Source organism: Stutzerimonas stutzeri, assembly GCF_024448985.1.
GTDB lineage: Bacteria > Pseudomonadota > Gammaproteobacteria > Pseudomonadales > Pseudomonadaceae > Stutzerimonas > Stutzerimonas stutzeri_AP.
The window spans coordinates 55,118-78,530 of record NZ_JAMOII010000001.1; the positions used below are offsets into that span (position 1 = coordinate 55,118).

Consider the following 23,413-nt stretch of genomic DNA (forward strand, 5'->3'; position numbering starts at 1 on the left):
TGCTACGAATGTTTCACCCATCCGTTACTCAAGGAGCGATATATGAAAGCAACTCAACTGCCCGAAGCCCAACGCCAGCGCTGTGAAGTCTGGACCCGTGTCATGGGCTATCACCGCCCGGTTGCCGCGTTCAATCCCGGCAAGCAGTCCGAGCATCGCGAGCGCACTCATTTCACTGAGCAGGCGGCTGGGTTGGCGCGTTAGCTATGGGTGCTGCGCTACGGATTGGGGGGCTGGTCCCCCTGACCACTCTGGATTTTCCCGATCACCTGGCCTGCGTGCTGTTCTGCCAGGGCTGCGGCTGGCGCTGCCGTTACTGCCACAACCCGCAGCTGATCCCGACCTGCGGCGCCGAGGAACACCGCTGGGATGATGTGCTGGGGTTTCTCGAACAACGTGTCGGACTGCTCGAAGCGGTGGTCTTCAGCGGCGGCGAGCCTACCCTGCAATTGGCGCTGCCGGATGCCATCGATCAGGTGCGCGCGCTGGGATTCAAGGTCGGCCTGCATAGTGCCGGTATCAAGCCGAAGCTGTTCCGTCAGGTGTTGCCGCTGGTGGATTGGGTAGGCTTCGATATCAAGGCGCTGCCCGAACACGGCCCGATGATCACGGGTGTCGAAGGCAGTGGCGCAGCCAACTGGAAAAGTCTTGAGCACCTGTTGGAAAGTGAGGTCGCCCATGAATGCCGTACCACGGTGCATTGGCACCTGTTCGATGCCGAGCGCCTGCTGGACATGGCCCAACGCTTGAGGGCGCTGGGCGTCGATCGTTTCGCCGTGCAATGCGTGCGCACCGCACGGATGCTCGACGAGAGCCTGCCTGACAGCCGCGCACCCCATGATCAGCTGCGTCTATGGGAGCGCCTGGGCAAGCTGTTTCCATCATTCGTATTGCGCGGTTGAGCAGGCGCCTTATCGGTGTATGACGCGTAGGGTGCGCTTCGCGCACCGCCACCTCGTACAAGCTTGTTGGCGGAGCGCAAGGCATCGGTGGGCTGAAACGGAACGCCGCCCGGCCCACCCTACGGCGATGGCGCAGCGGCGATGGGGGCGGTGGCGTTCTGCTTCCACCATGTCAGGCCTGCAAAGACAGGCTGCCCCAAATTGCAGATGCCAGCCGTAGCCCGCAGGGTGCGCTCCGCGCACCAAGAATCTTGTACGAGATGCCCGGGAGCGCACCCTACGAGCAGGTGGGCTTCCGCAGTGTAGGGTGGGCCGGGCGGCGTTCCGTTTCAGCCCACCAAATAATGGCTACAGGCCGGCTCGTCTCTCAGCTCCAGCCCCAGAACTGCAGGTACCAGCCGTAGCCAACAGCAGTGCCCAGGCCCACACAGGCAAAGACGAGCAGTCGGCGCAGGCCGTGGGCGCCGTGACGGCTGATCACCTGTTCGAGCGGCCAGAAGATGTTGCGATCGACCAGCCATTCGGCGTCGGTCTGCTTGAGCGAAATGAACCAGGAGCTGACCGTCCACTGGAAGCGCCCATCGTCAGCCCGATCATGCTGAACAACAGCGTACTGTCCCAACGATCCTGTTGCGGCCGCTCGCCGACGATGGCATTCGGACGTCATCGTGTATCCGTCGGAGCAGCACCAAGGAAAATCTGATTGAGTGCCGCGGCCGTTGGTGAGTCTGGAAAAGCATCGAACCGGCCATTTGCCAGAGCCTGAGCTGCGTTATGAAAGCCATTCCATGCCGCGCGTGCCAAAGCTCCGCCAACGCTGATTCGTCTGACGCCCAGTTCCGATAGCTCGCTCACCGTTAGTTCACTATTCCAACCAATCAGTATGTTGACGGAGACCGTTGCGGTATCGGTGGGCTGAAGCCCACCCTACAGGTGAGCACGTAGCCGCAAAGTAGGGTGGGTTGGGCGGCGTTCCGTTTCAGCCCACCCCTCTATGCCAGGGCGCACAGGCCCGCGCCGAGCTCAGCTCCAGCCCCAGAACTGCAGATACCAGCCATAGCCGACGACCGCGGTGCCCAGGCTCACGCAGGCAAAGGCGGTCAGGCGGCGCAGGCCGTTGGCGCCGTGGCGGCTGATGACGTTCCAGGCCAGGTACAGACTCCAGGCAATGGCACCGGCCAGAAGCAGTGCGCGAGTTGGCTGCGCCCAGGCGAGGATGAAGCCTTCGTAGCGAAGCAGTTTGATGGTGGTCGCCGACAGGCCGAGAAACAGCCCGGCGCCGCCGAGCGGCGTCAATGTCAGCGCCAGATGGTGGAATAGGTTGTCGCCCCGCTTCATCAGCCGTACCGCGCCGCGCAGCAGCAACCAGAGTGCACCGCCGATCACCAGCGAGCTGGCGCCGATATAAGTCAGGATCGCCGCGCCATCGAGCCAGCTGAAGGCATCATTGGCCTGCGGATAGTGCGTCAGCAGCCACCAGGGCGCGTTGGCTTCGAGCGGCCAGAAGATGTCGCGATCGACCAGCCATTCGGCGGCGGCCTGCTTGAGCGTGATGAACCAAGGGCTGACTGTCCACTGGAAGGCGCCCATCGCCAGTCCGATCATACCGAACAGCAGCAGCGTGCTATCCCAGTGCCCGTTCTGCGCCTGGTTGCCGACGATAAGGATTTCCTCGTTGGGCGATCGAGCGGCGAGGGCGACAGCGCCACGCTGGCCGCTGCAACGGCCGCAGGCATGGCATTCGCTGTTGCCCCGCATGCGGCGGATGTCGATCAGCGGGGCGCAGTTAGGCGTGGCCAGCCGCGGCCCCTGATTGGCCTGCCAGCGCTCTTCGTCGACCTTGTAGTGGACCGGTGCGAGACGCGCCAGCAGGTTGAACACGCCGCTCACCGGGCATAGATGCTTGCACCAGACGCGCTTGCCGCGGCCATAAAGAAAACCGACCAGCATCGCCGCGACCGTTGAGCCGCCGAGAATCAGTGCTGCGGCTCGGCCATAGTCATAAACGCTGATCAGCTGACCGTAGACGGTCGTCAGCACGAAGGCGATGGTCGGCCAGCCGCTCCAGCGAATCCATTGCGGGGTGCGCTTGTTCAACCCGCGCCAGCTGATCCATTCGCTGAGCGAGCCCTCCGGGCAAAGCACGCCGCACCAGAGGCGGCCGAAAAACACCATCGACAGCAGCACGAAGGGCCACCACAGCCCCCAGAACAGGAACTGGGCGAACACCGTAATGTTGTCGAGCATGCGCGCCTCCGAAGGCGGCAGCGAAAGAACGGCAGGCACCAACAGTAGGACAAGATAAAAACCGACCACCAGCCACTGGATCAGTCGGATGGCCTTGGCATGCTGGCGCAGCAGATCGCCGATGCGCGCCAGCCAGGGAGCGTTGGTGATCATGCGGTGCGAGCCTCCAGACGAGCCTCCGGTTTCGGTCGCAACCAGGCCCAGACCGCCAGCCAGTATAACCCCATCAGCACCACGGCGGCCAGCGACGGCATGGCGCGGTAGCCTGTGAGTCCCGCAACGGTGCTACCCAGAGTGCCGCCGTCATCGAGCAGGGCGGAGGTGTCCCACAGCGGATCGCCGAAAACTGTATAGAGCACTTCCGGCACTTCCATGCCCATCAGCTGACCGCTGAAACGGTCGAGCCCGGCCATGAGCAGGGCCGCACCGAGCAGCAACAACAGGGCTTCGCTGACCTTGAAGAAACGCTTCCAGGAAAACAGCCGGCTGCCGGCTTGCAGCGCGGCGTAGCTGAGAAGCGCCAGGACGAAACCGAGCACGCCGCCGATGACGAAGCTCATCAGGTCCGTACCTTGCTGCTGATGGCCGATGCCATAGAGGAACACCACCGTCTCGCTACCCTCGCGGGCCACGGCGAGCATCGCCAGCACCAGCAGGCCGACGCCGCTGCCCTGGGTCAGGTGTGCGCTGGCGCCTTCGATCAGGCTGCGCTTGAGGTCGCGCCCGTGGTGGTGCATCCAGCCGACCATCTGCAGGATCAGCAGGCTGGCCGCCAGCAGCATGGCGCACTGGAACCATTCGCCCGCTGGGCCGGCCAGCCAGTCGCCAGCGCTGAGAATGCCCCAAGCCAGGAGTGTCGCCAGGCCAAGCCCGGCGGCCACGCCACCCCAGAGCATGCGCAACGCGTGGCGGTTATCCGGTTGCTGGCTCAGCCAGGCATGCAGAATGCCGATGACTAACAGGGCCTCGACGCTTTCGCGCCAGACGATGAACATGGATTGGCCCATGGCGCTTCTCCTGTTGGGTGGCCTGGAGGCGGTTCGGTTTCGCTATCGAGACTGCCGCCTACAGACCACAGGGACTACTTGGCGATGATTTCCCCTTCGGGAAGATCCATGTGGAACTCGTCGAAGAAGGGGTAACGGCCCGGTTTCAGAGGGTGTATCACGACGAACGAAGTGACGCCGGACGAGAGGACCTTTTCCACTCGCAGCGGTGTGCTCTCGAATTCGGTGGGGCCGCTGCCGGCGTTGTTGATGACGATTTTGAAGCGTTGCCGGGCCGGCACCTCGAGAGTTACCGGCTCGAAATGGCCGTCGCGGATGGTCAGCTCGTAGGTAGGCAAGCCGGCCTGGGCGCCGCCGGCAAAGCCGACGACGAACAGGGGCAGCAGGTGGAACAGGACGCGTCGCATGGCTGGCCTCCGGCTCAATAGCCGCCTTTCTTACCGATGCCTGCGTAGGTGAACTCGTAGTTCAGCTCGCAGCGTTCGAACCAGGGCGCGACGCCGGTTTCCTTGTCGACGTGGCGGCCGAACACGGCGTGACCGCCGCCCGGCGGCAGGATGGTGAAGGTCAGCTGGTACTTACCGGGTCCCATCAGCTTGACGTTGTCGCCGTAATGCGGACCGTCGTTGGCAACCATCGCGTGGAAGTCGCCTTCGATCTTCTCGTCTGAGCCTTTCTTGCTCAGTGAGTATTTGATGTTCAGGTAGGGCACGAAGCTGCCTTCCTGCCAGCCGTTGCGATTGTCTTCGGTGGCGGCAATGTCGGCTTCCAAATGGACGTCGGATTCGGCTGTGGCGCGCATCATGCCGGTCGGCTCCATTTCCACCGGCTGCAGGTACACCGCGCCGACTTCCATGCCGCCGCATTGCTGCGGTTCACCGATGGGGTATTCCTTGGCTTGGGCGAGGGGAGTCAGCACCAGCGATGCGATGGCGAGGGTAACGGAAATACGCATGTAGCCTCCGGAAAGGGCGTTTGGATGACAGTCCAAGGTTCGCATTTGCGGCGGTTAACGATAATGATTCGCGTCAATTTTGAACGAAATGATTTGTTACGTATAGGCCGGTTTCGCTACCGTCACGCTGTTCGGAAGGCTCAAGCGCGCAGGTGACGTGGGCTAGCAGCATCCCGCTGCGTTGAGTTGTCACACCCAATGCGGGCCGACATTCAATGCTTCGCGCTGGCCGCTGAGCTCGCGCTCGAAAAATTTCTACGTGCTCTCCGAGGCGCGGCCTACCATGTGCTTTTCGAGTCAGGGGAGCCTATGCAAACCGTTGTGCTGGACGCCCGAACCGCCCGAGTACTGCCTTGGCTGGTCGCCATCGCGTTTTTCATGCAGACCCTCGACGGCACCATCCTCAACACCGCGTTGCCGGCCATGGCGCGCGACCTCGCCGAGGACCCGCTGCGCATGCAAGGCGTGGTCATCGCCTACATGCTCACTGTGGCGCTGTTGATACCGGCGTCGGGCTGGTTGGCGGATCGCTTCGGCAGCCGGCGGATATTTTTCTCGGCGATCCTGTTGTTCACGCTTGGCTCGTTGCTTTGCGCGATGAGCGTGAGCTTCAACCAGTTGGTGATGTCGCGTGTGGTGCAGGCCGTTGGCGGCGCGTTGATGTTGCCGGTCGGGCGGCTGGTCGTGTTGCGTGCCTATCCACGCAGCGAGTTCGTGCGCGTCATGACGTTCATCGCCCTGCCGGGCATGGTCGGTCCGTTGATGGGCCCGACCCTTGGCGGCTGGCTAGTGGAATATGCCTCGTGGCACTGGATATTCCTGATCAACCTGCCGGTCGGCCTGATCGGCTGCATAGCCGCGTTTCGCTTCATGCCCGATCTGAAGAGCGACGAGCGAATACGCTTCGATACCTTCGGCTTCCTGCTGTTCGGTAGCGCAATGGTGCTGATCACCATCGCGCTCGAAGGGCTCGGCGATATGCACATGCCGCACGCGCGCGTCCTGCTGCTCATGGTAATCGGCACGGCCTGCCTGACCGCGTACTGGTTGCGCGCCGGGCATGTCGATAAGCCGCTGTTCAGCCCGGCACTGTTTCGCGTCCGAAGCTTTGCCGTCGGCATTTTCGGCAACCTGTTCGCGCGTTTGGGGAGTGGGGCCTTGCCTTTCATGCTGCCGTTGTTGCTGCAGGTGGCGTTGGGTTATTCGCCGGCGCAGGCGGGCATGCTCATGATCCCATTGGCGCTCGGTGCCATGCTCATCAAACCCTTGGCCAAGCCGCTGATAGACCGTCTCGGCTATCGACGCATCTTGATCGGCAATACCCTGCTGCTAGGCTCGCTGATTGCCAGCCTCGCGACGATCGATACGAACACCCCGATGGTTCTTCTCTTGCTGCACCTGAGCCTAATCGGCATGGTCAACTCCATGCAGTTCACCGCCATGAACACCGTGACCCTGGTCGGGTTGAGCAACCAGAACGCCAGCAGCGGCAACAGCCTGCTATCGGTGGTGGTGCAGTTGTCGATGAGCCTGGGTGTCGCTTCGGCGGGTGCGCTGCTGGGCGGCTTCACCGTGCCCGGAGCCGATGGGGAGGCCGTGCTGCGGGCATTTCATCTGACTTTTCTGTGCATCGGTGCGATGTCGATGCTGGCTGCATCGCTGTTCTCTCAGCTAGACAGCAAGCGGGTCATGGCCGCCCGACTCATTGATGATGAATGACGGAGGGTCAGATCAACCAATGCACAGATCGGCTTCCTCTTCCTCCGGCATCTCATCCGTCACGATCACCCGCGCGTGATAGCAATCTTCATCCTCCATGCGCAGGCCGAAGTAACGGGTGTCATTGGCATCCCAGAACGCTTCGACCTGATCCATCGTGGCGGCCTCGAGAAGGACCTCCAGGCTGTGTTCCAGGACGATCGTATAGAGTTTTTCAGCAGACATGATCAACAGGCTCGCGCTCGATTCGGGACAGTGGCTGCGCCATTGCAGCGGTGATGTCATTCTGACAGCTAACGGCTTAACCACAGCGCCCACTCATCGCCTTCCTGTTGTCATCCGCTGAACGGTTGATGTGTCACAGCCTTGCTGATGAGCAGCCAGAGCCATTGAACGGACTCATGTCTCGACGCCTCGCCGGACCAGGCCGGCGGCGCCTCGGTTTCGCGCTCGGGCTTGTCGTTCAACGCCTCTTCTTCGGAGCCGAGCAGCTCATTGGTCGACTTCTGCACTAGACGTGCGGTAGTCAGTCCGAGCACGCATGGCATGCTGGTCGCGCCCTCGCTGTTAAAGTTTAAAGCTTCCCATTTGACGGTTGAGGTCGTCGGCAAGGCGGGTCAGCTCCTTGCAGTCTTGGAGGCAGCTCTGCACGTCGGCGGCCGTCGAGTGTGCTAGTTCAGCGATGCCATGTACGTTGCGGTTGATTTCCTCGGTCACCGAGCTCTGCTCTTCGGTGGCAGTGGCGACTTGAGTGTTCATGTCGCTGATGCGCTCGATCTGATCGGTAATCGCGGCAAGTGAGCGGCTCGTGCGCTGACTCGCTTCTACGCCAATGCCTGTGGCTTTCTGCCCTGACTGCATTGAGTTGACAGCCGCTTCAGCAACTTTTTGCAGGCTCACTGTCATCTGCTGGATTTCGTCGGTCGACGCCTGGGTCCGGCTCGCCAGTGTCCGGACCTCATCGGCAACCACAGCGAAGCCGCGTCCCATTTCACCGGCTCGAGCCGCCTCGATGGCCGCGTTTAGCGCCAGCAAATTGGTTCGCTCGGAAATGCCACGGATCACAGAAAGTACTTGGTCGATAGAGGCGACTTGGGCGGCCAACTCGGCTACGGTCCCTGCGGCACTGCCGATCTCATCGGACATGTGCTCGATATGCGTGACGGAGTGCCCGACCTCCTGCCTCGCTACAGTCGCTTCGCTATGAGCAAGTTGCGAGGCGTCTGCCGCCTGGTTGGCATTCTGGGCGATTTCCTGCACGGTGAGGCCCATCTCGTTAACGGCGGTGGCCACCATGTCGGTCATCTCTTGCTGACGGCCCGAGCGCTTAGCAGTGTCACCTACCACCCGCGCCACTTGTACCACTGCGCTGCGCAGCTGTTCGCTGGTGGCAAGTACGTCACCAATCAAGGTGCGCTGGCCAGCAAGAAAACGGTTGAATCCGCGGGCCAGATCGCCTAGTTCGTCGGCACGGCTGTCGTCTAGCCGGCGAGTCAGGTCGCCGCCTCCGCCACCTATCTCAACCAGTGCGGCTGTAACCTGACGGATGGGCTTGGCCAATCCGCGAGCAAGTAGCACGACCAGGCCGAGCGAAAGTAGTGCGATAGCCAAGCCGATAGCGCTAGTCATCCATAGCGTGCGTTGGGTTTCGGAGTAGATCTCTGCCTCCGGCACCTCGCTAACCAGCGTCCATCCGAGGCTTTCGATCGGTTGCGCCAGCGCTATAAACGTCTCGCCGCTACGCTCGAAGCGCACCGCCTTGCCGCTATTGGCAACCAGAGCTATCGCCGCTTCTGGACTGGTCAGTGTCGAGAGGTCTATCGCGTCATTGTGCTCGGCCTGAGGATGCACTTTTATCCGGGCGTCCCTGCCAACGAGATAGACGTGCCCACGCTCGCCGAACTGGAACCCTTTAACCATATCCGAGAGGCTCGCCAGGCTGTAGCCCAGGCCGGCAACACCCAGCGTCTTGCCATTGGCGCTGATGCGCTGGTTAACGAATAGCGTAGGTAAGCGTGACGCTTTATCGATGTCGACTTCAGCGCGCCGCTCAACACCCGAGTCGATAAACGAGTAGAACCAGCCGTCACGAGGATTGCCGCGTTCAAGATGCCTGGCCAGGCCGGTCTCGGCGTAGTAGTTGCCGCTTGCCAGCACTGCGATTGAGGTGGTCAGCGCGTTCTGACTGGTCTGCACGCCTTTGAGATAAGGCACAAAGTCCCCCACACGGCTGGCGTCTTCGCCGTCAGCCAGCCAGCGCTCGACCATTACATTATTGGCAATACCGGACACAGCGGTGAGTGGTGCGGTGAGGGTGCGTTCGAGATCGTTGCGGATCGCCTCGATACTTGCCGGCAACGCCTGCTCGATCAGGTGGCGGTCAGTCAAACGGTTGAGGGCGTTCGAATAGATCGCCAGTACGATCAACACGCTCGCGAGTAATGCAGCGCCCATGCTAAGGACCAGCTGGCTTTGAATACTGCGTCGCCAAAATTGCATAGCCATTGACTCCTGCGCCCGGCCTTACCTATAGGTTTGCCGTGAAGTTTGAATAGACCAGGCTATCGGCGCGGCTGACCTAACATTTAGGGTCGCCCAGGCATTACGTTCGATGCACCAGACAAGCGGGAGGTGCGGCTTTGCTCGTGGCGGTTGCGATCGGCGTGTAGCGTCAGATTCAGCGCCAGCAGACTGCTGTCGTGCTGCTGTGGGCCAAGGTTTCAACGGCAAGCGCTTCGAGTGGCTTACGAGAGGATGAAACGCACACTTAAGGAATGGTGACGTGCCCCTCCTTTCCTGCTTCCCGATAACGCGCTTCCAAAACCTCGGCCAGACGCTGCTTGGCTGGGGCTTCGCCATGGATGAGGCGGATTTCTTTTGGCCACTCCCTCATCCGGGTGACGAAGCCGACCAGATCAGCTTGGTCGGCGTGGGCCGAATAGCCCCCTACGCTATCGATGCCGGCACGGATGTCGATACGTTGCCCGTCCAGGTCGACGAAGCCGCCTTCAGGCCCATGCGTCTGAATGTCTCGCCCCGGCGTGCCCTTACCTTGATAGCCGACGAACACGACATGGTGCCGTGGATCGCCCAGCATCGCTTTCAGGTAGTTGACGATTCGCCCGCCTGAGCACATTCCATTGCCAGCGATGACAATAGCCGGCCGCGCGGTTTCGGTGAGGTGTTCGACGATGCGCATATGTTCGTCGTGGCTGTCGACAGTGATGAGTTGCTTGAAGGACAGCGGCTTGCGGCCTTCCTCCAGGCGGTGCCGGGCATCTTCATCCCAAAAGCCTTGCAGCTCTTTGTAGGTCTTAGTGAATCGGCCGGCGAGCGGCGAGTCGAGAATGATGGGGATCTGCGGCCAGTCGATATCGGGAGCGCCTTCCTTTATCGGTTTCCCAGGTTCGCTGGCGGAGGGGGCTTCTGCCGATTCGCTTTTCTCATGAAGAATTTCTTCCAGCTCGTATAGCAGTTCCTGAGTTCGGCCAATGCTGAACGATGGAACAAGCACCGTGCCCTGGTCCGCCAGAGCACGCTCAATGGCGGCCTGCAGACGTTCGCGGCGGTGTGCACGGTCTTCGTGACGGCGATCACCGTAGGTGCTTTCCAAGATCAGCAGGTCTGCACGTTCGGGCGGAACCAAGTCAGGCAGAATCGGCGAATGGGGCGCACCCAGATCGCCGCTGAATACGATGCGCTCGTTACCTGTCTCGTGGATGCCCAGCTCCAATTCGACATAAGCCGAACCCAGCACATGACCGGCCGGCTGTAGACGCACCTTACACGCAGCCGTATCGGTTTCGTGCAGGGTGAACCAGTTGCCATAGGGCAGGGCGATGATGCGTTGTTCCACTACCTTGAGGTAGCGCTCCAGTTGCTCCTGATCGCGGCTGATGGAGAGGCGGAACGCGTCCTCAAGCACAATGGGCAATAATTGGGCTGAAGGCTCGCTGCACAAGATCGGTCCTTCGAAGCCCGCCGCCAGCAGGTTCGGAATACGCCCGACATGGTCAATGTGGACGTGGGTCACGATCAGAGCCTTTATGCCTTCGATAGAGAAGTCCAGCGCCAGCTCGTCCTCATTCGCCCCTTCGTCTGTACCTTGAAACTGGCCGCAGTCGATCAGGAGGCTATAAGCGTCATCCATCCACAATTGATGGCACGACCCGGTCACGCCTTCGCGAGCGCCGTGATGGATGAGTTTCGGATGTTTCATCGGTTTTCCTAGGCTGGCGACGGAAGCGCCGGCGCTGATTCGGCAGGAGGAAAGCGATAGCAGGGCTTTCTCGGAGCAACTTTTGGCAACGCGCCGAATGGCATAGTTTCCTGGGTAGTACCGATTCCTGACGAGCTCAGCCATTCGGGAGCCTGACCAGGTTGGTCAGCTTGGCGATCCGTTCCGACGAGCCCTGGCAAGCCGGGCGCTGTCGCTCAAGAGCGAAAAGAAGGTGAAGCTCGATGCATAGCTGCAAGGATCACTGAAGAGAAGGCGATCACCAGGTTCTCACCGATGCCTTTTACACGCTATAGGTCAATGCCAGCGACAAAGGGCGATGAACAAGGCCGACGCTGCCAATATTGGCTGGCTGTGCCGCTGACCAGCAGAGACGTCAGAACGACCTCGAATAGTCTGCAGTTTGAACCGGCTGGCATGTGAAGCACGACGGCTTTTTCGATGCTGAACATCACATACAAATTGGTTCTGAGCATTTAATCGAGCGCCTCGTCCGCCCGCTGCACCAGTTCGTGGCATAAGGCTTCGTCACGAATACAGCCTGCAGGGCGACCGCCTTGCGACCGGCCAGGCGATTGGACTCTTGGTAGGTGGTCGCACCATGATCGGGTTGCGGCTTCACAATTTGTGCCCGATGCTGTCTTCGTAGGCTTTACCTTATCCGGCAAGCCTATGCGCTTTGCCTTGCCGGCGACCCGTCGGGCTGCGCTGCCTTCTCTCGAATACAGCCTCCTGCTTTTCTTCAATCCGAAAGCCCCCATCGTCTCCTGTCTGTGCCCGTCTGGAAGATAGGTGGAACTTCGCGCGCTTTACTGGCATCGCACAAAAACCTCCCGTCTCGCGCATCTTGGAGCTTTAACTCCAGATCGACAAAGGTATCGCCATGCGTCCAGCCTATTTGTTGTTCCTTCTTTTGCCACTCGCCGCGCCTGCTACATCGGCTTCGCTACCGGAGCAGCTGAAGGATGCGAAGAACCCGGACGTCGCGGTGACGGGGCACATTGTGCGACCGAAAACAAAAGACATTCCCCCGTCACAGCTGGTCGTACCGCCGGGATTTCAGGTAGAGGTGTTCGCCCGGGACTTGGTCAATCCGCGCATGCTTGCCGTGCATAACAGCGGCAACGTTTACGTAACCCGTCGCAAATTGGGTGATGTGATCATGCTGCGTGATACCGATGGCGATGGCCAGGCGGATGAACGTCGGGTAGTGGCCAATCGGTCAAACGCACATGGCATCGCTATCGATGGCGACACCCTCTATCTCGTCACCATTAAAGAGCTCTACAAAACCAGCATTCAGGCCGATGGCAGCCTGGCTCCATTGCAACGCCTGATCAGCGATCTGCCCGATGCCGGGCAGCACCCCAATCGCACCTTGATCGTCGGCCCGGACAAACAGCTCTATTTGTCGGTTGGATCGACCTGCAATGCATGCGCTGAAGACAATCCCGAGAACGCAACGCTGTTGCAGGTCAAGCCCGATGGATCGAGCCGAAAGATTTTCGCCAGTGGCCTGCGCAACACCATTGGCTTTGCCTTCGAGCCGAACAGCGGAGCGCTTTACGGCATGGATCACGGGATGGACTGGCTCGGAGACAATGTACAGCACGAAGAGCTGAACCTGATCCAGAAGGGTAAGGACTATGGTTGGCCTTACATTTTCGAAGAGAAGGGCATCAATCCGGCCGATCAGCCGCCAGGCAAGATCACTCATCAACAATGGGCTGCGCGTAGCGAACCACCGGTGGGACTTTATGTGCCGCACTCTGCGCCCATGCAGATGGCGTTCTACACCGGCGACCAATTTCCTGAGGACTACCGCGGTGATGCGTTCGTTGCCATGCGTGGTTCGTGGAATCGACGCCCCCCATCAGGTTATGAAGTTCTGAGAATCCGATTCGATGATGGTAAGCCAGTCGGCTTCGAGCCTCTTGTCAGCGGCTTCCTCGTACGGGACGGGGAGGGCTGGGCGCAGTCGGCACGCCTGGCTGGCCTGGCACAGACCCGTGATGGTGCGCTGCTGGTTTCCGATGATGACAACGGCGTGATCTATCGCATCAGCTACGCGGGTAATACCCGCGAAGGCGGCGAGTCGAGCCAACAACCGACCTATGCCGAGGGCACACGGGTGGGCATGCTGCAAGGTCCGCAATCCACGCCCGAAGCACAGCCGGATAAGCCCGCGAAGCTCAGCAGGGCAATCCTCGATACCGGAGGTTCTTCGCTCGAACTGCAGTCGGCAGCCTTTCAGGATGGCGCCACGCTGCCAGACGAACACGCAGCTGAGCAGGACAATATTTCCCCTCCGCTGAAATGGAAGGCGGGGCCGGACGGAACCAAAAGCTATGTGGTGATCATGGAAGATCCAGATGTCACCAGCGAGCCACCTTTCGTTCATTGGCTGCTCTACAACCTTCCGGCAGACACCACTGCACTCGCGCCGGCCATCCCCGGCACGGCTGCGCTGGAAGCACCCGAAGGCGCACTGCAAGGACGCAGCGACCGAGGCGGTCTCGGTTACTACGGGCCGCGCCCACCCAAAGGCGACTCCGCGCATCACTACCACTTCCAGGTGTTTGCCCTGGATCGCATGTTGGATCTGCCCCACGGCGCAAGCCGCGCCGAATTGTTGGACGCTATGCAGGGCCACGTTTTGGCAAGCGATGAGATTGTGGGTCGCTTTTCACGATGAGCTTTGGCGGGCCGATCGTGTTCGATAAACACATCAAACAATGAGAGGAGCGCACAATGAGTGGAATGACAGTCGGAGATTACTTCGTCGAACGGCTCTATCAGTGGGGGGTGCGCCGCATCTACGGCTATCCCGGCGATGGCATCAACGGTGTGCTCGGCGCCTTGAACCGAGCCGGTGGCAAGATCCGCTTCATCCAGGCACGCCATGAAGAAATGGCGGCTTTCATGGCCTCGGCTGACGCCAAATTCAGCGGCGGCCTAGGTGTCTGCCTGTCGACATCAGGTCCCGGTGCCTCGCATCTGCTTACCGGACTCTACGACGCGCGCCTCGACCATATGCCGGTACTTGCGATCTGCGGCCAACAGGCTCGTACCGCGCTAGGCGCCCATTACCAGCAGGAAATTGATTTACCGGCAATGTTCAAGGACGTCGCCGGTGCCTTCGTCCAGCAAGCCTCGGCGCCCGCGCAGGTGCGCCATCTGGTTGATCGGGCGATCCGCACCGCGTACGGCGAGCGCAAGGTGGCCGCTATCGTGTTGCCCAACGACCTGCAGGAAGCCGAGTACAGCGAACCGCCACGTTCACACGGTGCGGTGATGTCCGGCGTCGGCTACACCCGACCGAAGACGGTGCCCTACGAAGCCGATCTGCAACGCGCAGCTGAGGTACTCAACGCGGGCAATAAGGTTGCCATTCTGGTCGGTGCTGGTGCGCTGGATGCGACCGACGAAGTTATCGCAGTAGCAGAAAGATTGGGCGCTGGCGTTGCCAAGGCGCTGCTCGGCAAGGCGGCACTGCCCGACGACCTGCCGTGGGTCACCGGCTCCATCGGACTGCTCGGAACAGAGCCGAGTTACAAGCTGATGACCGAGTGCGACACCTTTCTGATGATCGGATCGGGCTTTCCCTATTCGGAGTTTCTGCCCGAGGAAGGCCAGGCGCGCGGCGTGCAGATCGATATTAAGGCCGACATGCTGAGCATCCGCTACCCGATGGAGGTGAACCTTCAGGGCCAAGCCTCCGAAACGCTTCGCGCGCTGCTGCCGTTGCTACAGGAGAAAACCGACCGCGGCTGGCGGCAGCAAGTCGAAAAGTGGCGTGGCAAGTGGGAAGAGGAGCTGGAAGAGCGGGCCATGGCCACCGCCAACCCGATCAATCCGCAGCGCGTGGCCTGGGAGTTGTCGCCACGTTTGCCGGATCAGGCAATCATCACCAGCGATTCGGGCTCCTGCGCTAATTGGTTCGCCCGCGACATCAAGATCCGCCGCGGCATGATGTGCTCGCTGTCTGGCGGCCTGGCTTCAATGGGTGCCGCGGTGCCCTATGCAATCGCTGCCAAGTTCGCCTATCCGGACCGTCCAGTGGTGGCGTTAGTCGGCGACGGCGCCATGCAAATGAACAACATGGCCGAGCTGATCACCGTGGCCAAGTATTGGAAAGAATGGACCAGCTCGCAGTGGATCTGCTGCGTATTCAATAACGAGGACCTCAACCAGGTGACCTGGGAACAGCGCGTGATGGAGGGCGATCCGAAGTTCGAGGCATCGCAGAACATCCCCAATGTCCCGTATTACAAGTTCGCCGAATCGATTGGATTGAAGGGCATCTACTGCGATCGCGAGGACCAGGTAGCGGCCGCCTGGGAAGAGGCGCTCGCGGCCGACCGGCCAGTAGTGCTCGAATTCAAGACCGACCCGAACGTGCCGCCGCTGCCGCCCCATATCAAGCTGGAACAGGCCAAGGCGTACGCCTCGGTGCTGTTGCATGGCGACCCGGACCAGCGCGGGATCATCAAGCAGACCGCCAAGCAGGTGCTCGGCTCGATCATGCCGGGGCACCACAAGGACGAAAAATGACGTTGCGGCCGGACGCCGCCATCCGCGCTTTGCGGGTGGCGGCTTACCGCATCCCGACCGACGCGCCCGAAGCTGACGGCACCTTTGCCTGGGACGCCACCACGCTTGTAGTGGTCGAGCTGGACGCCGCAGGCGAAACCGGCCTTGGCTATACCTACGCCGACGCGTCACTGGTGCGGCTGATAGAGGGGTATTTTCGTGAGCGGGTCGAAGGCGAGGATGCCTTTGCCATCGGCCAAATCAATGAACGCCTCTGGGCCAGCGTGCGCAACCTCGGCCGTTCGGGCCTGGCGGCTTGCGCCATCTCGGCGGTGGATTGTGCACTTTGGGATCTCAAAGCGCGCCTGCTCGGTCTGCCGCTGGTTCGCCTGCTTGATGCGCGTCGTGACCGAGTTGCGGTCTACGGCAGTGGTGGCTTTACCAATTACGACGATGCCCGACTGCGCGAGCAGTTCGGCCGTTGGGTTCATGACGATGGCTGCCAGTGGGTGAAAATGAAGATCGGCGCTGATCTTATGCGCGATGCCCAACGCATTCGGAGCGCGCGCGAAGCCATTGGCGAGGCCGGACTGACGTGGTGACGGTTACCGCGACGCGCGTTTACCGCCGCTGCAACAGGCGTGGACGATTGGACTCGAAGCGCTGGACCACAAATCAACTGATCGTCACTAGCGACCATTCGCCGATCTGCCCGTCGCCCAGCAGGATGAGCTGCTCGGTGCCATGCAGCGCGACGAGGTGGAAAGCGCTGCGTGGCAAGGCATGCCCGCTGCGGTGTTCTTCGCCCATCGAGTAGTCCACGACATCAGCGCCGCCTACTACAGCCATCCGACGACCTGGAATGAGCTCGGTTTCGGCGGGCCGGCCAGCCCGCGCGGTTACGTGCGCCTTGGCCGAAGATGCCCGCGACAGCTGGGAAGCCGCTGAAGCCCATCCAGGCGAGGAAGCCAAAGCACGGAAGTTAAACCGCCATGTCCGCTGATCGCTGGCTCGATGCCCTATACACACCGCGCGGCCGACACGGACGTGCACCGGACGTGTTCCGGCGCGGCGGTTGGGTGCCGATGTGCGAATACCCTGAGCACGAGCCGGTGGATTTCGCCATCGTCGGCACCGGCGCCGGAGGTGGCACGCTGGCGTGCAAGCTGGCCGAAGCCGGCTTCTCGGTCGTCGCCTTCGACGCTGGGGCCTGGTGGCGACCGCTGGAGGAGTTCGCCTCGGATGAGGCCCACCAGGAAAAGCTGTTCTGGACTGACGAGCGCCTGTGCGACGGCCAGAATCCCATCAAGCTCGGCACCAATAACAGTGGCAATCGGTCGGCGGCAGCACGGTCCACTTCGCCATGGTCTCGCTGCGGATGCGTCCGGAATGGTTCAAGGCGCGCTCACTGCTCGGCTACGGTTTCGACTGGCCACTCGACTGGCGTGAGATGTGGCGCTACTACGAAGAGGTTGAACAGGCGTTGAAAATCTCTGGTCCGGTGCGCTACCCCTGGGGCCCTAAGCTGCCACGCTACCCGTACCGTCAGCACGAGATCAACGCATCAGGCATGGATTTGCGACGGCTCGGTGTTTCCAACCCCGGGCGGGGTCAACCCGTCGCGGACCATCCAGGCGATCGCCTGCCGAACCGCCGATCGCATACGTGCGCTGGCCGCACGTGGCGAGCTTTGATGTGATTGCCTATTAGCGAAGGGCAAGTCCGCCGATACCTAGAGGGCGCGACCGTCCATTCGGCCTATGGCTGACCGTTGCCACCAGAGGCGCCGTAGACCTGACCGGTAACGTAACTGGCTTCGGTCGACGCCAGCAGCACATACAGCGGCGCGATTTCGGCAGGTTGGCCCGGACGGCTCAAAGGCGTGTCGCCGCCGAAGCTTTTCAGATTCTCCATGGTCTGGCCGCCGCTGACCTGGAGCGGCGTCCAGAACGGACCCGGTGCCACTCCATTGACTCGAATGCCTTTCGCGATCAATTGCTTGGCCAACCCCTTGCTGAAGTTGGTGATCGCGGCCTTGGTCAGTGAGTAGTCCAGCAGGTTGGCTGGCGGATCGTAGGTGGTAACCGACGAGGTATTGATGATCGACGATCCGGCCGGCATGTGCGGTACGGCCGCCTTGGTAATCCAGAACATGGCGTAGAGGTTGGTCTTCAGCGTCCAGTCGAACTGCTCGGTGGTGATGTCGAGAATCGACTGTTCGCTGTTCTGCCGCGCCGCATTGTTGACCAGGATATCGAGCCCGCCCAACCCCTCGACGGCCCGCTGCACCAGCTCGCGGCAGAAGGCTTCGTCACGAATATCGCCGGGCAGGGCGACCGCCTTGCGTCCCGCTTCGCGGATCTGCTCGACTACCGCTTGGGCGTCCGGCTCTTCATCGGGGAGATAACCGATGGCCACGTCAGCGCCTTCGCGCGCGAAGGCAATTGCTGCAGCACGCCCGATGCCCGAGTCGCCGCCTGTGATCAAAGCCTTACGACCGGCCAGGCGGTTCGACCCCTGATAGCTGGTCTCGCCATGATCGGGTGGCGGCTGCATGTCTCGGGCGAGCCCCGGCCATGGCTGCGATTGCTTTTCAAACGGCGGCTGCGGGTAAATGGCTTTTGGGTCCCGCAATGGAGCCGGCGCCGGCGGCAATTCAGTACTCGATCCGGTTGACTGGGCAAAGACCGGCAACACCATACCGGCCGCCAGCGTGGCGGCGGCGCCTTGAATGAGTTTGCGGCGTGAATCGTCATGATCGTCCGAGTGCATGGAGGCTCCTGTAAAGGGGCTGTGCTGCATCCGGCACTCCATTACCCGATGGTGGCTGGAAGGTATTGAGCCATGCCATTGGCTCTTGGGCTGGTGTGAAGATAGACGCGCCGGGAAAAAATATCGTTCCCTCGGCCGGATGGCCGGGCTGTTGTCGTCCAAGCCCGGCGGCAGAGCCGGCAACTCAGAGCGGCCTGGTTGCCAGCGGCTGGTGGGCCGGACCGTGGATGACGCCGCCGTTGGCCTCGAAAATCGAGCCGTGGCACGGACAGTCCCAGGTGCGATCAGCGTTGTTCCAAGTAACGGTGCAGCCCATGTGCGTGCATGCCGCGGAGACGCCGTGCAGTACGCCGGAATCGTCTCGCCATACGGCAATCTTTTCATCACCGCGGGTGATCACGCCGCCCTCGCCACGGCCGATGGCATCCAGCCCATCGACCTGCGAGTGACTGTCGCTGCTCTGATTGAAATCGTCCGGAGATGGGCGCGTCGGATCATAAAGGGCTTTCCAGGGCCGGCGGCCAGTCGTGATCTGGCGCGCGATGCCCAACCCGGCAGCGGTGCCGTTGCTGATACCCCAGCCATTGAAGCCGGTCGCAACGAACAGGCCGGGCGATTGCTCGCTGTCCGGCTCGCCGACATAAGCCATGCGGTCGGCGGTGTCGTAGTCTTCGTTGCACCAGCGCCATAGCGGTTCGTTTACCGGCAAGTTGCTCCGCGCCCAGTTTTCCAGATCGACGAAGCGTCGGGCGACATCGCCGTCCTGCCCGGTTTTAAAGCGCGGCCCAAGCACGATCAACAGCGGACCTTCGCTATCGCGGCCCATGCGGATCGAATGGGTGGGCTCGTCGATGCCGATGAACATGCCGTCCAGGTGTATGCCTGCCTGGGGTCGGAAAGCCATGGCCACATGGCAACGTGGTTGGGTGGGGCTGACCAGGTCGACAGGAGTCTGAATGGGCATGTGCGTGGCGAGAATCACCTGATCGGCCTCGACGCTTCCGTCCTCGAAGCCGACCTGCCAGCGACCCTTGCGCTCGACACTCTGCGCGCGGGTCTGCTGGTGAATGCGTCCCCCGCGCGCCTGTACCGCAGCGGCAAGGCCGACCAAATAATTGGCCGGGTTGAATTGCGCCTGGTCTGGAAATTCCAGCGCGCCGGCGGTCTCGAAGGGCAGCGGCGCATGCTCCCACACCCGTGCGGCAAACCCGAGGCAACGCGCCGCTTCGGCTTCTTGCTCGATGGCCGGCCTCCATTGCTCGGAGCAGGCGTAGGCGAAGGCGGACTGCCGTTGATAATCGCAGTCGATGTGGTGGGTTTCGACCCAATCGCGGATCCGCTCCACGGCTTCACGATTGGCATCGGCATAGCACTGCGCCAATTCTTGCCCAAAGGTGTCGATCATGTGCCGGTAGATGAGCGCATGCTGGGTGGTGACCTTAGCCGTCGAGCGACCGGTTACCTGTCGGCCAACCTCGCGCGCTTCCAACACCACGACGGACTTGCCAGCCTCGCATAGCACCATGGCGGCGCTCAGCCCGACGATGCCGGCACCCACTACGACGACGTCGCATTCGGTGTGCCCGGTCAGCCGGGGAAAGTCGCCGCGTTGCGCGTTGGCAGTCCAGCAGCAATCGGGAGTGGCGGAGAGTGCGGGCATGAGCGGTTCCTCGTTGGCTGATTTGATCGGTATTTCAGTAGAACGACCCCGTCCGGCCAGGTTCCGCCCATCGGGCAGGAGAGACTGGCCTGCGCCGCATCGTTGTGGGGTGCGCCTTCGGCGGAGTGGATCGACCATCGTCAACGCCAGGTTTTTTAGGGACGCGCTTCCTCAGAGCGATGGATGCGGAGGGCAAAAACGACAGGAATAACCCAGTTTCCGGGGCCCTCGTGCCGTCCCCTCTTGTCGGTTTGTGGCTGAAAGGCAAAACCGTAAACGATTGTTCCGGTCATTTCCTTGAACCCAGTGCGGAGGTGAACGATGAAGCTCTATTACTACGACCACTGTCCCTTCAGTGCCCGAGTACGCATGGCATTGAACATGAAAGGGATCGAAGCCGAGCGTGTGGTGTTGCCCGCCGATGACGAGCAGACCATCACCCGCCTGATCGGCAAGCACCAGATACCGGTGCTGGTGCGTGATGACGACACGCCGATGGCCGACAGCATGGGTATCGTCAAATACCTCGATTATCTCGACGGCCAACCCATGATCCAGGAGCCGGATACCGCTGCACTGAACGAATGGCTCGAGCCTTTTGTACCAAACCTGCAATACCTCGGTTACCCGCGCTGGACGCAGATCGGTCTGAAGGAGTTCGCCAGCCTTTCGGCATACGAGCATTTCCGCAAGAAAAAAACCGAAACCATCGGCGACTTCGACGAAGCGCTGGCCAACACTGAGGCCAAAGCGCGCGAGGTCGAAGCACAGCTGAGGCGATTGCCGGAGCTCATCGACCTGACTCCGACCCATCAGCAACCGCGCTGGGATGACGTCACGCTATTTCCCATGCTCCGTAGCTTGAGCGTGGTGAAGGCAGTCGACTGGCCTGAAGAAGTGCGCGCCTATACCGTGACCCAGGCGCAGCGCTACGGACTCGACACTTTTTTCGACCGGGCGCTCTGACACACGGCAGCCGGCGGCGTGCGAGGTGGCGCAGCGCTGTCTCGTAGATGACCATCGGCCAGCGTAGCGTGCGGAGGAGACCGTCTCGTAACTGTCCGCGACCCGCTCGGCAACCGTTCGCCGGAACGTCGAGGCGCCTCGAAGCTCCAAGCAGGAGCCGTATACAGAGTGCTTCATCGATGTCTTGCCCAAACCTTGCTGCCGAATGCCATAGCGTCTTGCCCAGGTTCGCCTTTGAGCCGACGGGGGCCGTGTACGGATGAAAACCAGCCGATGGATCATCCTCGCCCTGCTGATCACGGCGGTTGCATGCTTTTTCATTTTCGATCTCGGCCAATACCTCACCCTCGAATCGATCAAGGCGCACAGCGGCGCCCTGCACGGACAGGTGCAGGCCCATCCGTGGTGGGCCGGTGGGGTGTTCTTCGCCGTCTACGCCGCGCTCACCGCGCTGTCGTTTCCCGGTACGGTGGTGCTGACGCTGCTCGCCGGCGCCTTGTTCGGCTTGATAGAAGGCACCGTGCTGGTGTCCTTCGCCTCCAACGTTGGCGCGCTGGTTGCGATGCTCATCAGCCGCTTCATGCTGCGCGATTGGGTGCAGAAGCGCTTCGGCAAGCAGATCGCCGGGATCAACAAAGGGCTGGCACGCGACGGTAGCTTCTACCTCGTCTCGCTGCGGCTGATTCCGATAGTGCCCTTCGTGCTGCTGAACCCGGCGCTGGGCCTGACGCGGATCAACCTGTGGACCTTCTGGTGGACTACCCAACTGGGGATGCTGCCCGGCAATGCCATCTACGTGAACGCGGGCGAAAAACTGGTCGGCCTGCGCTCGCTGTCCGGCATTCTGTCGCCAAGCATTATCAGCACACTGGTGCTGCTGGCAGTGTTCCCGCTCATCGCGACACGACTGCTGACCTACTACAAGGGGCGCAAGGTTTACCGCGGCTGGCGCAAGCCCGAACGCTTCGATTACAACCTGGTAGTGATCGGTGGCGGCACGGGCGGGCTGGCGACGGCGCGCACCGCCGCCTCGCTCAAGGCGCAGGTTTGCCTGGTCGAGCGCGAGCGCCTCGGCGGTGTGGCCATGCATGAAGGCGGCGTGCCGACCAAGGCCTTTCGGCGTCTGGTGAGCGGCATTCACGCCAGGCATGACGGCCAGCCGTCGGGCGAAGCGTTCGCCGGGCTGATGAAGCAGGTGCAGCAGCTGACCGAGGCCGCCCGTCATGATGCGTCGGTCGAGCATTACTCGCGCCTCGGCGTCGAAGTGATCGAGGGCGAAGGGCGGCTCAGCTCGCCCTGGACGGTTGAAGCAGGCGGACGCACGCTGACCACCCGCGCCGTGGTCATCGCCACCGGCAGTCGGCCGTGGCCGCCGCCGATCCCCGGTCTTGAGGCGGTCGAGCCGCTGACCTGCGACACCCTGCTGCAACTGCGTGAGCGCCCCGACCGGCTGCTGGTGCTCGGCAGCGGGGCAGGGGCATGCGAGTTCGCCCAGCTCTTTCAACGTCTGGGTTGCCAAGTCACCCTGGTCTGCGAAGAGGAGCGCCTGCTCGATCAAGAGGATGTCGAAGCCGCCCAGGCACTGACCGCCGCGCTGATCGCAGATGGCGTCGACCTGCGGCTTGGCCTGACGGCGCAGCGGGTCGAGATCATCGACGGCACACGTCGGTTGGTTTGCCGGGCCGGCGAAGGCGACGAGCAGTCGCTGCCCTTCGATCAGGTCCTGTTGATGCTCGGTCAGCAGGCCGATGTCGAGGGGCTGGGAATGGAGGCCTTGAAGCTCGATTGCGGCGATGACGGCACGCTGGAGGCGGACGAATATCTCGCCACGCGATATCCGAACATCTACGCAGTCGGCAGCGTCGCCGGACCCTACGGGGCTTCCTATGTCGCCGAGCACCAGGCCTGGTACGCCGCGTTCAATGCGCTATTCGGCGGGCTCAAACGGTTCGTCGTAAGCGACCGGGTGATACCTCGCGCCGTCTTCACTTCCCCGGAGATGGCCACCGTCGGATTGACCGAGCATGAGGCGCGGGAGCTGAAGCTTGAATTCGAGACCACCCGGCTCGATCTGACGACACTGGCCGGGGCGGTAGTCGAAGGCGCCGGACAGGGATTCGTCAAGGTGCTCACCGAGCAGAACAAGGATCGCATCCTCGGCGTCACCATCGTCGGCGAGCATGCGAGCGAAACGCTTGCCGGGTTCGTCGTAGCGATGAAGCACAAACTCGGATTGAACAAGCTGGGCGACACCGTCCAGCTCAGCCCGACCCAGGGCGAAGTGCTGCGAAGGGCCGCCGAGATCTGGCGACAACAGCACCGATCCGCACGGATGCTGGCCTGGGCCGAGCGGCTGAATCGCTGGCGAATCAAAAGGTAAGCGCGCCAGCGTAGTTGGGTGATGTTGCCGCCTTC

At 61.8% G+C, this 23,413-nt stretch carries 19 protein-coding genes and 3 pseudogenes; 10 read left to right on the forward strand and 12 right to left on the reverse strand.

Annotation, left to right across the window (positions count from 1 at the left end; translation table 11 throughout):
- Positions 1-12: 12 nt before the first annotated feature.
- Both nrdD and NA647_RS00280 read left to right on the forward strand, forming a co-directional pair.
- A pseudogene (gene nrdD, locus NA647_RS00275) lies at positions 13-204 on the forward strand (anaerobic ribonucleoside-triphosphate reductase); the annotation flags it as partial.
- Positions 205-206: 2 nt separating this feature from the next.
- Positions 207-902: an anaerobic ribonucleoside-triphosphate reductase activating protein gene (locus tag NA647_RS00280; RefSeq protein WP_256055887.1), complete on the forward strand. Its 696-nt coding sequence runs from the start codon at positions 207-209 to the stop codon at positions 900-902.
- 367 nt (positions 903-1,269) lie between these two features.
- On the opposite strand, the pseudogene NA647_RS00285 reads toward NA647_RS00280, so the two are convergent.
- From NA647_RS00285 to NA647_RS00310, 6 genes and pseudogenes are all read right to left on the reverse strand, one after another.
- A pseudogene (locus NA647_RS00285) lies at positions 1,270-1,553 on the reverse strand (hypothetical protein); the annotation flags it as partial.
- A 12-nt stretch (positions 1,554-1,565) separates the two neighbouring features.
- Positions 1,566-1,793, reverse strand: a pseudogene (locus NA647_RS00290) (isocitrate lyase/phosphoenolpyruvate mutase family protein); the annotation flags it as partial.
- 132 nt (positions 1,794-1,925) lie between these two features.
- Entirely contained in the window at positions 1,926-3,302 is a 1,377-nt protein-coding gene (locus NA647_RS00295) for a 4Fe-4S binding protein (RefSeq protein ID WP_256055888.1), read from the reverse strand.
- The gene (locus NA647_RS00300; RefSeq protein WP_256055889.1) at positions 3,299-4,156 is read right to left on the reverse strand and encodes an FTR1 family iron permease; all 858 of its coding nucleotides are present in this window, start codon (positions 4,154-4,156) and stop codon (positions 3,299-3,301) included. The genes NA647_RS00295 and NA647_RS00300 overlap by 4 nt, the downstream gene beginning before the upstream one ends.
- A 74-nt stretch (positions 4,157-4,230) precedes the next feature.
- Positions 4,231-4,563, reverse strand: coding sequence for a cupredoxin domain-containing protein (locus NA647_RS00305; RefSeq protein WP_256055890.1), 333 nt, complete (start codon positions 4,561-4,563; stop codon positions 4,231-4,233).
- A gap of 14 nt (positions 4,564-4,577) precedes the next feature.
- Complete coding sequence (locus tag NA647_RS00310) at positions 4,578-5,111, reverse strand: iron transporter (protein WP_256055891.1); 534 nt, start codon at positions 5,109-5,111, stop codon at positions 4,578-4,580.
- 309 nt (positions 5,112-5,420) lie between these two features.
- On the opposite strand from NA647_RS00310, the gene mdtD reads away from it, so the two are divergent.
- Entirely contained in the window at positions 5,421-6,830 is a 1,410-nt protein-coding gene (mdtD, locus tag NA647_RS00315) for a multidrug transporter subunit MdtD (protein WP_256055892.1), read from the forward strand.
- Positions 6,831-6,842: 12 nt separating this feature from the next.
- Here the strand turns inward: mdtD and NA647_RS00320 are convergent, their stop codons facing one another.
- From NA647_RS00320 to NA647_RS00335, 4 genes are all read right to left on the reverse strand, one after another.
- On the reverse strand, positions 6,843-7,055 hold the full coding sequence (locus NA647_RS00320; protein WP_256055893.1) for a hypothetical protein: 213 nt from the start codon (positions 7,053-7,055) through the stop codon (positions 6,843-6,845).
- A 110-nt stretch (positions 7,056-7,165) separates the two neighbouring features.
- Positions 7,166-7,369 carry a hypothetical protein gene (locus NA647_RS00325; protein WP_256055894.1) on the reverse strand — a complete coding sequence of 68 codons (204 nt, stop codon included), beginning with the start codon at positions 7,367-7,369 and terminating at the stop codon, positions 7,166-7,168.
- Positions 7,370-7,397: 28 nt separating this feature from the next.
- Positions 7,398-9,329 (reverse strand): methyl-accepting chemotaxis protein, encoded by a 1,932-nt coding sequence (locus NA647_RS00330; RefSeq protein WP_256055895.1) that lies wholly within the window; start codon positions 9,327-9,329, stop codon positions 7,398-7,400.
- Between the two features lie 268 nt (positions 9,330-9,597).
- Entirely contained in the window at positions 9,598-11,049 is a 1,452-nt protein-coding gene (locus tag NA647_RS00335) for an MBL fold metallo-hydrolase (protein WP_256055896.1), read from the reverse strand.
- 901 nt (positions 11,050-11,950) lie between these two features.
- On the opposite strand from NA647_RS00335, the gene NA647_RS00340 reads away from it, so the two are divergent.
- The 5 genes from NA647_RS00340 (at position 11,951) to NA647_RS00360 (ending at position 17,299) form a co-directional block, all read left to right on the forward strand.
- Entirely contained in the window at positions 11,951-13,762 is a 1,812-nt protein-coding gene (locus NA647_RS00340) for a YbhB/YbcL family Raf kinase inhibitor-like protein (RefSeq protein ID WP_256055898.1), read from the forward strand.
- 56 nt (positions 13,763-13,818) lie between these two features.
- Positions 13,819-15,621, forward strand: a complete 1,803-nt coding sequence (locus tag NA647_RS00345) for a thiamine pyrophosphate-requiring protein (RefSeq protein ID WP_256055900.1) — start codon at positions 13,819-13,821, stop codon at positions 15,619-15,621.
- Positions 15,618-16,202 carry a hypothetical protein gene (locus tag NA647_RS00350; RefSeq protein ID WP_272889508.1) on the forward strand — a complete coding sequence of 195 codons (585 nt, stop codon included), beginning with the start codon at positions 15,618-15,620 and terminating at the stop codon, positions 16,200-16,202. Before NA647_RS00345 ends, NA647_RS00350 begins: the two co-directional genes overlap by 4 nt.
- 142 nt (positions 16,203-16,344) lie before the next feature.
- Positions 16,345-16,548, forward strand: a complete 204-nt coding sequence (locus NA647_RS19680; protein ID WP_423836450.1) for a hypothetical protein — start codon at positions 16,345-16,347, stop codon at positions 16,546-16,548.
- 430 nt (positions 16,549-16,978) lie between these two features.
- Entirely contained in the window at positions 16,979-17,299 is a 321-nt protein-coding gene (locus NA647_RS00360; protein ID WP_256055902.1) for a hypothetical protein, read from the forward strand.
- Between the two features lie 59 nt (positions 17,300-17,358).
- Here the strand turns inward: NA647_RS00360 and NA647_RS00365 are convergent, their stop codons facing one another.
- Together NA647_RS00365 and NA647_RS00370 are read right to left on the reverse strand one after the other, a co-directional pair.
- Entirely contained in the window at positions 17,359-18,372 is a 1,014-nt protein-coding gene (locus NA647_RS00365; protein ID WP_256055903.1) for an SDR family oxidoreductase, read from the reverse strand.
- Positions 18,373-18,556: 184 nt separating this feature from the next.
- Positions 18,557-20,032, reverse strand: a complete 1,476-nt coding sequence (locus NA647_RS00370) for an FAD-dependent oxidoreductase (protein ID WP_256055904.1) — start codon at positions 20,030-20,032, stop codon at positions 18,557-18,559.
- 321 nt (positions 20,033-20,353) lie between these two features.
- Between NA647_RS00370 and grxB the strand changes: the two genes are divergently transcribed.
- Entirely contained in the window at positions 20,354-20,998 is a 645-nt protein-coding gene (gene grxB / locus NA647_RS00375; protein WP_256055905.1) for a glutaredoxin 2, read from the forward strand.
- Positions 20,999-21,257: 259 nt separating this feature from the next.
- Complete coding sequence (locus NA647_RS00380; RefSeq protein ID WP_256055906.1) at positions 21,258-23,378, forward strand: FAD-dependent oxidoreductase; 2,121 nt, start codon at positions 21,258-21,260, stop codon at positions 23,376-23,378.
- The last annotated feature ends 35 nt before the right edge of the window (positions 23,379-23,413 follow it).

Coding starts and splice junctions, on each gene's coding strand:
- NA647_RS19680 (WP_423836450.1), top strand. CDS start 16,345: ATGCAGCGCGACGAGGTGGAAAGCGCTGCGTGGCAAGGCATGCCCGCT.
- NA647_RS00280 (WP_256055887.1), top strand. CDS start 207: ATGGGTGCTGCGCTACGGATTGGGGGGCTGGTCCCCCTGACCACTCTG.
- NA647_RS00335 (WP_256055896.1), bottom strand. CDS start 11,049: ATGAAACATCCGAAACTCATCCATCACGGCGCTCGCGAAGGCGTGACC.
- NA647_RS00360 (WP_256055902.1), top strand. CDS start 16,979: ATGCGTCCGGAATGGTTCAAGGCGCGCTCACTGCTCGGCTACGGTTTC.
- NA647_RS00295 (WP_256055888.1), bottom strand. CDS start 3,302: ATGATCACCAACGCTCCCTGGCTGGCGCGCATCGGCGATCTGCTGCGC.
- mdtD (WP_256055892.1), top strand. CDS start 5,421: ATGCAAACCGTTGTGCTGGACGCCCGAACCGCCCGAGTACTGCCTTGG.
- NA647_RS00350 (WP_272889508.1), top strand. CDS start 15,618: ATGACGTTGCGGCCGGACGCCGCCATCCGCGCTTTGCGGGTGGCGGCT.
- NA647_RS00340 (WP_256055898.1), top strand. CDS start 11,951: ATGCGTCCAGCCTATTTGTTGTTCCTTCTTTTGCCACTCGCCGCGCCT.
- NA647_RS00310 (WP_256055891.1), bottom strand. CDS start 5,111: ATGCGTATTTCCGTTACCCTCGCCATCGCATCGCTGGTGCTGACTCCC.
- NA647_RS00345 (WP_256055900.1), top strand. CDS start 13,819: ATGAGTGGAATGACAGTCGGAGATTACTTCGTCGAACGGCTCTATCAG.
- NA647_RS00320 (WP_256055893.1), bottom strand. CDS start 7,055: ATGTCTGCTGAAAAACTCTATACGATCGTCCTGGAACACAGCCTGGAG.
- NA647_RS00365 (WP_256055903.1), bottom strand. CDS start 18,372: ATGCACTCGGACGATCATGACGATTCACGCCGCAAACTCATTCAAGGC.
- NA647_RS00370 (WP_256055904.1), bottom strand. CDS start 20,032: ATGCCCGCACTCTCCGCCACTCCCGATTGCTGCTGGACTGCCAACGCG.
- grxB (WP_256055905.1), top strand. CDS start 20,354: ATGAAGCTCTATTACTACGACCACTGTCCCTTCAGTGCCCGAGTACGC.
- NA647_RS00305 (WP_256055890.1), bottom strand. CDS start 4,563: ATGCGACGCGTCCTGTTCCACCTGCTGCCCCTGTTCGTCGTCGGCTTT.
- NA647_RS00380 (WP_256055906.1), top strand. CDS start 21,258: ATGAAAACCAGCCGATGGATCATCCTCGCCCTGCTGATCACGGCGGTT.
- NA647_RS00330 (WP_256055895.1), bottom strand. CDS start 9,329: ATGCAATTTTGGCGACGCAGTATTCAAAGCCAGCTGGTCCTTAGCATG.
- NA647_RS00300 (WP_256055889.1), bottom strand. CDS start 4,156: ATGGGCCAATCCATGTTCATCGTCTGGCGCGAAAGCGTCGAGGCCCTG.